At 41.1% G+C, this 10,764-nt stretch carries 4 protein-coding genes, 2 tRNA genes and 1 pseudogene; all 7 read left to right on the top strand.

Translation table 11 applies throughout. The features are described 5' to 3' along the window. The first annotated feature begins 272 nt into the window (after window positions 1-272). A tRNA-Leu gene (locus tag VIHSUH07_RS07205) sits at window positions 273-357 on the top strand. Between the two features lie 190 nt (window positions 358-547). Continuing rightward, entirely contained in the window at window positions 548-3,838 is a 3,291-nt protein-coding gene (mfd, locus tag VIHSUH07_RS07200) for a transcription-repair coupling factor (protein ID WP_105084437.1), read from the top strand. Beyond that, window positions 3,835-4,569: pseudogene (locus VIHSUH07_RS07195) on the top strand (oligosaccharide flippase family protein); the annotation flags it as partial. The gene mfd (VIHSUH07_RS07200) and the pseudogene VIHSUH07_RS07195, both read left to right, overlap by 4 nt. A gap of 224 nt (window positions 4,570-4,793) precedes the next feature. After that, a tRNA-Leu gene (locus VIHSUH07_RS07190) sits at window positions 4,794-4,878 on the top strand. A 190-nt stretch (window positions 4,879-5,068) separates the two neighbouring features. Further along, window positions 5,069-8,359, top strand: a complete 3,291-nt coding sequence (gene mfd / locus VIHSUH07_RS07185) for a transcription-repair coupling factor (protein ID WP_105084437.1) — start codon at window positions 5,069-5,071, stop codon at window positions 8,357-8,359. Beyond that, complete coding sequence (locus VIHSUH07_RS07180) at window positions 8,356-9,960, top strand: putative polysaccharide biosynthesis protein (protein WP_105084436.1); 1,605 nt, start codon at window positions 8,356-8,358, stop codon at window positions 9,958-9,960. Before mfd (VIHSUH07_RS07185) ends, VIHSUH07_RS07180 begins: the two co-directional genes overlap by 4 nt. Next, window positions 9,944-10,723 (top strand): nucleoside triphosphate pyrophosphohydrolase, encoded by a 780-nt coding sequence (mazG, locus tag VIHSUH07_RS07175; RefSeq protein WP_105084435.1) that lies wholly within the window; start codon window positions 9,944-9,946, stop codon window positions 10,721-10,723. The genes VIHSUH07_RS07180 and mazG overlap by 17 nt, the downstream gene beginning before the upstream one ends. The last annotated feature ends 41 nt before the right edge of the window (window positions 10,724-10,764 follow it).

Below are 10,764 nucleotides of genomic sequence, written 5' to 3'. Positions count from 1 at the left end.
TCCTTTCTTTGGGAATTAGTCACTTTTATTGTAAAGTATGTGAGCCTTGTATGCTTATTTTTTGCAAAAAAATAATGTTGGAAGTGACACCGTAGTGGTGTCACCCCAACATTTATTATAGAACCTCTTTTTTGATTCTTGGAACTTTAGAGTTGATAGATACATAGACATCTTGAAATTGTTAATTCTATATATATGATGAAGTCTCATAAAAATTACAAAAAATGATTGACGTCATATATAATAAGTGGTATTATAATTTCAGTCGGTACGCGGGAGTGGCGGAATTGGCAGACGCACCAGACTTAGGATCTGGCGCCTTACGGCGTGGGGGTTCAAGTCCCTTCTCCCGCACCAACTATATTTGCACCTGTAGGTGCTTTTTTTTTGCCCATTTACATCTGTTCAGGGGAACAGGTGTTTTTCCTCCTATAACCCCCATTTTTTGGCATATTCGTAAATATGCTATAATAAATTATCAGTACTATTGTACTTGTAACAGATATGTTTAAGATATTATATAGATAATCATTATATATGGTGCAGTATGGATACTTCAATTGACACACTGCTTTCACAAAACCCATCTATGACAGATGGGCTAAAGGCGTTTCGCCAAAAGGGAAAGTCAGTTATATATGGTTTAAGTGGATCACAAAAGTCATTCCTCTTAAGCCGTGCTATTCCAGAGGAACAGGTACAATCTATTATTATCGTGGTGCACGATAAAGAACATAAAGAATTGTGGGAACGCGATTTGGCGTTTTTCTGGCCTAATGTGCAGGTATTGCCATTTCCCATTACAGAACGTGTAGAATTTACTACCGTAGCTCGTAGCCTTGAAGGACAAGGGGCTCAAATGCGAGCGCTTAGTATGTTGGCCTGGAATCGTCCTGTTGTAGTCATCGCTACAATAGAAGAGGCTACGCAATATGTAGTGAGTCCTCAATATGTTATATCTCAAAGTGTGCATCTTGAGGTTTCTCAATCTATAGAGCGAGATGAGCTGTTAGAAAAATTAGTTAAAATTGGATATGAACGCGTAGACCAGGTAGAACAACGTGGTCATTTTTCTGTGCGCGGAGATATTTTTGATATCTTCCCTGTGAATAGTGATGATCCAATACGTATGGAATTCTTTGGCGATGAAATCGACACGATGCGTCATTTCTCCGTAGATACCCAACGATCTATCGAAACGGTGGATGCCTATACGGTGACACCATTCTTCCTAACTAGTGATGACGCAGATAGTACATTGCTATCTTATGCAAAGGATGGACTTATCATTTATGATGAACCGGTGCGCATTCAAGAAGCGTTGAAGAAATTCTTAAAAGAAGATGCAACACATCGCAAGCAACATTGTGAATGGTCTGAATTACAACGCTCTGTAGATGCTAAGATTGAGGTGGCTTTCACATTCATGCAACAGCGTTCTATAGGGCTAGCTGGATTTTATCCGATTGGCATTCAAGGAAAAACGATGACGAGCTTTGAGCGTCAAATTCCGTTGTTGATGGATGAAATCAAGCAGTGGCAAAAGCTAGGCAATCAAGTTGTGCTTGTAATTAATAATTTACAGCGCCGTGAAGGCATAGAAAAGGCTTTGCATGGTGATGCTATTCCGTATAAGCTTTGTGAAAGCTGGGATTTTGAGTCTAATACGGTTCACGTTATGCAAGGCTTATTAACAGATGGGTTTGAATTACCGCATAGCCATTTAGTCGTAGTTGTAGAAGGCAATATTTACGGGCAGCAAAAACGCAAACTTCGAAATAAGCCTAAAAAGGGCCAAGAAATTAATTATTTCACGGATTTATCGGTTGGCGATTACGTTGTTCACAGCATGCATGGTATCGGTAAATATGTGGGCTTAAAAACGATTGAAACAGAAGGTATCCATCGAGACTACATTGAAATTGCTTATGCCGGAACAGATAGACTGTATTTGCCTGCTAGCAATTTAGATCAATTGCAAAAGTATATCGGCAATGAAGGCGATGTACCTCGCATTCATAAGATGGGCGGTAGCGATTGGCGCAAAGCAGTTAGTAAGGCACAGAAATCCATTGATGATTTGGCGGATAAGCTAGTTGAACTTTATGCGAAACGGGAAATTACGGAAGGCTTTGCGTTCTTGCCGGATCAACCGTGGCAACAAGAATTTGAAGATGCCTTTCCTTATGAGGAAACAGAGGACCAATTACAAGCTACGCGAGAAATTAAAGAATCCATGGAACGACCAACACCGATGGATCGCTTGTTAGCGGGGGATGTGGGCTTTGGTAAAACAGAGGTCGCTATGCGTGCCATCTTTAAGGCCGTTGTGAGCGGTAAGCAAGTGGCCGTATTGGTACCAACTACTGTATTAGCTCAGCAACATTACCAAACGTTTTTAAATCGATTTAATCCATTTGGTGTAAAGGTAGATGTACTCAATCGATTCCGTTCTACAGCGGAGAAGAAAGAGGTGCTAAAGGGCGTCGAAAATGGTTCTATTGATATATTAATCGGCACGCACTCCTTGTTAAATAAAAAGGTGAAATTCAAAGATTTAGGGTTCCTCGTTGTAGATGAAGAGCAACGCTTTGGTGTAGCGCAAAAGGAAAAATGGAAAGAATGGGCCAATAATATTGACGTTCTTACCTTAAGTGCTACCCCTATTCCGCGGACGCTTCATATGTCTCTTGTAGGTGTTCGTGAAATGTCGGTCATTAGTACCCCGCCAGAGGATCGACTACCAGTACAGACGTATGTAGTGGAATACGATATGAATCTCATAGCTGATGCAATCAAACGAGAACTCGCCCGGGGCGGACAGGTTTACTTCGTATACAATCGGGTAGCATCGATTAATCATATGGGTGAACTATTAGAACAGGCGTTGCCAGATTTGAGGTATGCTATTGCACATGGACAGATGACAGGCCGTCAAATTGAAGAAATTATGACCGATTTCTATGAAGGTCATTATGATGTATTGCTCAGTACAAGCATTATTGAAACAGGCCTTGATATACCAAATGCTAATACGATTATCATATACGATGCAGATCGATTAGGCTTATCGCAACTCTATCAAATGCGTGGACGTGTAGGTCGGTCTAGACGACGTGCCTATGCATATTTCATGTATCGACCTGATAAGATGCTTTCAGAAGCGGCAGAAAAGCGGTTGAAAGCCATCGAAGAATTTACAGAATTAGGGGCCGGATTTAAACTGGCTATGCGCGATTTGGAAATTCGTGGGGCTGGTAATCTATTAGGTTCACAACAACATGGTAATATCGCATCGGTCGGCTTTGGAATGTATGTATCCATGTTAGAGGAAGCCATTGCGAAAGCACAAAATAAAGAGGTCGTCAAAGAGGTAGTACCCGATCCTGCCATTGATCTTGAAATCGATGCTTTCATAGATGATGCCTATATCAAGGATAGTGCGCGCAAGATTTCCGTATATCAACGAATGTTACAAATCAAAAATAAAGCGCAGCTTGATGATTTGACGGATGAACTCATCGACCGTTTTGGTACACCGACGGATTCGGTAGACCGTTTACTACGAGTTGCTCAAATTAAGGAGCAGGCTCGGTTGTTGGGGATTAAGAGCATCGTTCGCCGCGATGATCAGCTCATCATCCATTGGCAAGATGATTCAAAGATGGCCGATTGGGATATGGGCGCTGTTCGCGAAGATTTATGGAAGAAAATGAAGTTCATGGACACAAAACCGGCATCATTATATATCAGTTTGAATGGATTGAAGGGATCTATTCTAACGATTACAGAAGCGGTGATGAAGGAGTTGTCAAAGAAATCTAAGGGGGGCCTATGAACCGATTTTTAAAGGGGGCCATGATTTTAACAATCGCTGGTGTTATCGTTAAAATTATTGGTGCTTTCAGTAAGGTACTCGTCGCTCGTATTCTGGGAGGCGAGGGGATAGGTCTCTATATGATGGCCTATCCGATATACCAGATTATAGTTAGTATTTCGGCTGCAGGGATTCCTGTGGCAATCTCCATTATGATTGCTGAAAAATTGGCGAATAGAGATATGCGCGGGGTACAGCAAGTTTTTAATGTATCCTTACGCGTGCTTACGCTAGTAGGTATTATCTTTAGTGTGGGGCTTTATGCTAGTGCAGAATGGCTTATACAATGGAACATTATAACGGATTCAAGGGCTTTAATACCGATTCAATTATTATCGCCGGCTATTATTGTTGTCACTATTTTAAGCTGTTTTAGAGGCTATTTCCAAGGCTTCCAATATATGGTTCCTACCGGGACAAGTCAGGTTTTTGAACAAATATTTCGCGTAGGGTCCATGGTGGGGCTTGCATACTATTTTATCGACTCCGGATTACATCTGGCCGCAGGTGGCGCTACCTTTGCCACATTTCCAGGCGTATTAGCGGGTTTAATCGTACTTGTGTATTTTTATAGGTCTCAACGTAGTTTGCGTCAGCAGATGCTAAGTGAGCAAAATGAAGAGGCCCCTATAGAACGTACCAGTGCTGTTATTAAACGTTTATTTGCCCTAGCTATTCCCGTTTCCATGGCCGTATGCTTATTTTTTGCAAAAAAATAATGTTGGAAGTGACACCGTAGTGGTGTCACCCCAACATTTATTATAGAACCTCTTTTTTGATTCTTGGAACTTTAGAGTTGATAGATACATAGACATCTTGAAATTGTTAATTCTATATATATGATGAAGTCTCATAAAAATTACAAAAAATGATTGACGTCATATATAATAAGTGGTATTATAATTTCAGTCGGTACGCGGGAGTGGCGGAATTGGCAGACGCACCAGACTTAGGATCTGGCGCCTTACGGCGTGGGGGTTCAAGTCCCTTCTCCCGCACCAACTATATTTGCACCTGTAGGTGCTTTTTTTTTGCCCATTTACATCTGTTCAGGGGAACAGGTGTTTTTCCTCCTATAACCCCCATTTTTTGGCATATTCGTAAATATGCTATAATAAATTATCAGTACTATTGTACTTGTAACAGATATGTTTAAGATATTATATAGATAATCATTATATATGGTGCAGTATGGATACTTCAATTGACACACTGCTTTCACAAAACCCATCTATGACAGATGGGCTAAAGGCGTTTCGCCAAAAGGGAAAGTCAGTTATATATGGTTTAAGTGGATCACAAAAGTCATTCCTCTTAAGCCGTGCTATTCCAGAGGAACAGGTACAATCTATTATTATCGTGGTGCACGATAAAGAACATAAAGAATTGTGGGAACGCGATTTGGCGTTTTTCTGGCCTAATGTGCAGGTATTGCCATTTCCCATTACAGAACGTGTAGAATTTACTACCGTAGCTCGTAGCCTTGAAGGACAAGGGGCTCAAATGCGAGCGCTTAGTATGTTGGCCTGGAATCGTCCTGTTGTAGTCATCGCTACAATAGAAGAGGCTACGCAATATGTAGTGAGTCCTCAATATGTTATATCTCAAAGTGTGCATCTTGAGGTTTCTCAATCTATAGAGCGAGATGAGCTGTTAGAAAAATTAGTTAAAATTGGATATGAACGCGTAGACCAGGTAGAACAACGTGGTCATTTTTCTGTGCGCGGAGATATTTTTGATATCTTCCCTGTGAATAGTGATGATCCAATACGTATGGAATTCTTTGGCGATGAAATCGACACGATGCGTCATTTCTCCGTAGATACCCAACGATCTATCGAAACGGTGGATGCCTATACGGTGACACCATTCTTCCTAACTAGTGATGACGCAGATAGTACATTGCTATCTTATGCAAAGGATGGACTTATCATTTATGATGAACCGGTGCGCATTCAAGAAGCGTTGAAGAAATTCTTAAAAGAAGATGCAACACATCGCAAGCAACATTGTGAATGGTCTGAATTACAACGCTCTGTAGATGCTAAGATTGAGGTGGCTTTCACATTCATGCAACAGCGTTCTATAGGGCTAGCTGGATTTTATCCGATTGGCATTCAAGGAAAAACGATGACGAGCTTTGAGCGTCAAATTCCGTTGTTGATGGATGAAATCAAGCAGTGGCAAAAGCTAGGCAATCAAGTTGTGCTTGTAATTAATAATTTACAGCGCCGTGAAGGCATAGAAAAGGCTTTGCATGGTGATGCTATTCCGTATAAGCTTTGTGAAAGCTGGGATTTTGAGTCTAATACGGTTCACGTTATGCAAGGCTTATTAACAGATGGGTTTGAATTACCGCATAGCCATTTAGTCGTAGTTGTAGAAGGCAATATTTACGGGCAGCAAAAACGCAAACTTCGAAATAAGCCTAAAAAGGGCCAAGAAATTAATTATTTCACGGATTTATCGGTTGGCGATTACGTTGTTCACAGCATGCATGGTATCGGTAAATATGTGGGCTTAAAAACGATTGAAACAGAAGGTATCCATCGAGACTACATTGAAATTGCTTATGCCGGAACAGATAGACTGTATTTGCCTGCTAGCAATTTAGATCAATTGCAAAAGTATATCGGCAATGAAGGCGATGTACCTCGCATTCATAAGATGGGCGGTAGCGATTGGCGCAAAGCAGTTAGTAAGGCACAGAAATCCATTGATGATTTGGCGGATAAGCTAGTTGAACTTTATGCGAAACGGGAAATTACGGAAGGCTTTGCGTTCTTGCCGGATCAACCGTGGCAACAAGAATTTGAAGATGCCTTTCCTTATGAGGAAACAGAGGACCAATTACAAGCTACGCGAGAAATTAAAGAATCCATGGAACGACCAACACCGATGGATCGCTTGTTAGCGGGGGATGTGGGCTTTGGTAAAACAGAGGTCGCTATGCGTGCCATCTTTAAGGCCGTTGTGAGCGGTAAGCAAGTGGCCGTATTGGTACCAACTACTGTATTAGCTCAGCAACATTACCAAACGTTTTTAAATCGATTTAATCCATTTGGTGTAAAGGTAGATGTACTCAATCGATTCCGTTCTACAGCGGAGAAGAAAGAGGTGCTAAAGGGCGTCGAAAATGGTTCTATTGATATATTAATCGGCACGCACTCCTTGTTAAATAAAAAGGTGAAATTCAAAGATTTAGGGTTCCTCGTTGTAGATGAAGAGCAACGCTTTGGTGTAGCGCAAAAGGAAAAATGGAAAGAATGGGCCAATAATATTGACGTTCTTACCTTAAGTGCTACCCCTATTCCGCGGACGCTTCATATGTCTCTTGTAGGTGTTCGTGAAATGTCGGTCATTAGTACCCCGCCAGAGGATCGACTACCAGTACAGACGTATGTAGTGGAATACGATATGAATCTCATAGCTGATGCAATCAAACGAGAACTCGCCCGGGGCGGACAGGTTTACTTCGTATACAATCGGGTAGCATCGATTAATCATATGGGTGAACTATTAGAACAGGCGTTGCCAGATTTGAGGTATGCTATTGCACATGGACAGATGACAGGCCGTCAAATTGAAGAAATTATGACCGATTTCTATGAAGGTCATTATGATGTATTGCTCAGTACAAGCATTATTGAAACAGGCCTTGATATACCAAATGCTAATACGATTATCATATACGATGCAGATCGATTAGGCTTATCGCAACTCTATCAAATGCGTGGACGTGTAGGTCGGTCTAGACGACGTGCCTATGCATATTTCATGTATCGACCTGATAAGATGCTTTCAGAAGCGGCAGAAAAGCGGTTGAAAGCCATCGAAGAATTTACAGAATTAGGGGCCGGATTTAAACTGGCTATGCGCGATTTGGAAATTCGTGGGGCTGGTAATCTATTAGGTTCACAACAACATGGTAATATCGCATCGGTCGGCTTTGGAATGTATGTATCCATGTTAGAGGAAGCCATTGCGAAAGCACAAAATAAAGAGGTCGTCAAAGAGGTAGTACCCGATCCTGCCATTGATCTTGAAATCGATGCTTTCATAGATGATGCCTATATCAAGGATAGTGCGCGCAAGATTTCCGTATATCAACGAATGTTACAAATCAAAAATAAAGCGCAGCTTGATGATTTGACGGATGAACTCATCGACCGTTTTGGTACACCGACGGATTCGGTAGACCGTTTACTACGAGTTGCTCAAATTAAGGAGCAGGCTCGGTTGTTGGGGATTAAGAGCATCGTTCGCCGCGATGATCAGCTCATCATCCATTGGCAAGATGATTCAAAGATGGCCGATTGGGATATGGGCGCTGTTCGCGAAGATTTATGGAAGAAAATGAAGTTCATGGACACAAAACCGGCATCATTATATATCAGTTTGAATGGATTGAAGGGATCTATTCTAACGATTACAGAAGCGGTGATGAAGGAGTTGTCAAAGAAATCTAAGGGGGGCCTATGAACCGATTTTTAAAGGGGGCCATGATTTTAACAATCGCTGGTGTTATCGTTAAAATTATTGGTGCTTTCAGTAAGGTACTCGTCGCTCGTATTCTGGGAGGCGAGGGGATAGGTCTCTATATGATGGCCTATCCGATATACCAGATTATAGTTAGTATTTCGGCTGCAGGGATTCCTGTGGCAATCTCCATTATGATTGCTGAAAAATTGGCGAATAGAGATATGCGCGGGGTACAGCAAGTTTTTAATGTATCCTTACGCGTGCTTACGCTAGTAGGTATTATCTTTAGTGTGGGGCTTTATGCTAGTGCAGAATGGCTTATACAATGGAACATTATAACGGATTCAAGGGCTTTAATACCGATTCAATTATTATCGCCGGCTATTATTGTTGTCACTATTTTAAGCTGTTTTAGAGGCTATTTCCAAGGCTTCCAATATATGGTTCCTACCGGGACAAGTCAGGTTTTTGAACAAATATTTCGCGTAGGGTCCATGGTGGGGCTTGCATACTATTTTATCGACTCCGGATTACATCTGGCCGCAGGTGGCGCTACCTTTGCCACATTTCCAGGCGTATTAGCGGGTTTAATCGTACTTGTGTATTTTTATAGGTCTCAACGTAGTTTGCGTCAGCAGATGCTAAGTGAGCAAAATGAAGAGGCCCCTATAGAACGTACCAGTGCTGTTATTAAACGTTTATTTGCCCTAGCTATTCCCGTTTCCATGGCCAATATTATGTTGCCTATGGTATCTTTAATTGATACTTTTATCGTTCCAAAACGATTGATGGATATTGGCTACTATTTACATGAGGCGACTACACAGTTTGGATATTTGACAGGGATGGCCACGTCATTAATTGGATTACCTATTATTTTAACGACGGCTCTCGCAGCGAGCCTTGTACCGGCTGTATCCGAAGCGCATGCAACGGGGAATAAGGGTCGTATAATCGAGCGTGCTAGCACAGCGATGAAGATTGCCAATTTATTTGCTATACCGGCTTGTATAGGCTTATGCGTATTGGCAACGCCTATTTCTCAGTTAATATATGCAACGCCCAATGCAGGTCCCGTTATTGCCGTGATTAGTCTTAGTATTATCTTTTTAGGATGGCAACAGATTACGGCTGGTATATTACAAGGATTAGGGCGCACCATTATTCCTATGCTGTCTATTTTTATAGGGCTTATGGTGAAAGCTATCTTAGATTATCAATTGACCGGATCCATTGAACTCGGTATTAATGGTGCTGCATGGGCTACGAATTTAAACTTCGCCATCGCCGCCTTAATTAATTTAGTATTTGTAAAACGGTATGTAGGTAGTGTTATTCAATGTATGAACCTATTGAAAATCATCATTTCCGCTATGGCTATGGGTGGTGCTACACAAGTTAGCTTTATGTTCCTTGTCGATATGGTTGGTAATGGTGCTGCCGTAGCTATATCCATCCTTATTGCTTTCATTGTATATATACTATCTCTTTGGATTACTAAGGCTATCGTAATGGATGATATGTATCATATGCCTGTTATTGGAAAACGATTGCGTAAACGCCAAGCAGAGGAGAATCAAATCTATGAAGACCAATATTGATATACAACCTCTTGTAGAGGTGGTAAAAAAGTTACGCTCTCCTAATGGATGCCCTTGGGATAAGGTACAAACGCATGAATCATTGCGCCGTTATTTTATTGAAGAAACCTACGAAGTAGTGGATGCCATTGATAATAAAGATATGGATAATCTGCGTGAAGAGCTAGGTGATGTATTATTACAAATCGTGTTTCATAGTAGTCTTGCTGAAGAATCAGGAGCTTTTACATTACAAGATGTAATAAATGATGTAACTGAGAAGATGATTCATCGTCATCCTAATGTATTTCCAGAAGAAAATCCTGATAATAAGGGAAAAATATACACTTGGGATGAATTAAAAGCACAAGAAAAGGGAAATATACGAAAAAGTGTATTAGATGGAGTATCCAAGAGTTTACCAGCATTGGTGGCTGCTCAAAAGCTACAAGATAAGGCCGGAAAGGTAGGTTTTGACTGGGATGAGCTGGAGCCAATTTGGGCAAAAGTGAGTGAAGAAATCGGTGAATTTAAGGAGGCTGTGGCCTTAAAAGATAGAGAAAATATGGAAAAAGAGGCAGGAGATGTGCTTTTTTCCTTGATTAATCTATTTAGATGGTATAAAATAAGCGGTGAAAATGCACTGAATCGCACAAACACTAAGTTCCGACAGCGTTTTTCACATGTAGAAGCTTGTGTTAACCAAAGCGATCGCTCATGGGAAGACTTTTCATTAGCTGAGCTGGATGCTTTTTGGGAGGAGGCTAAAGTGCAGGAAAAGTAACCTAGAGGTATGTTAGTAATCTCGGGTATTGTATTTTTAAG

The organism is Veillonella sp. T34266-5 (assembly GCF_002959815.1).
GTDB lineage: Bacteria > Bacillota > Negativicutes > Veillonellales > Veillonellaceae > Veillonella > Veillonella atypica.
Note: the sequence above shows the minus strand (reverse complement) of the source record. Positions and strands in the feature narration are given on the sequence as shown.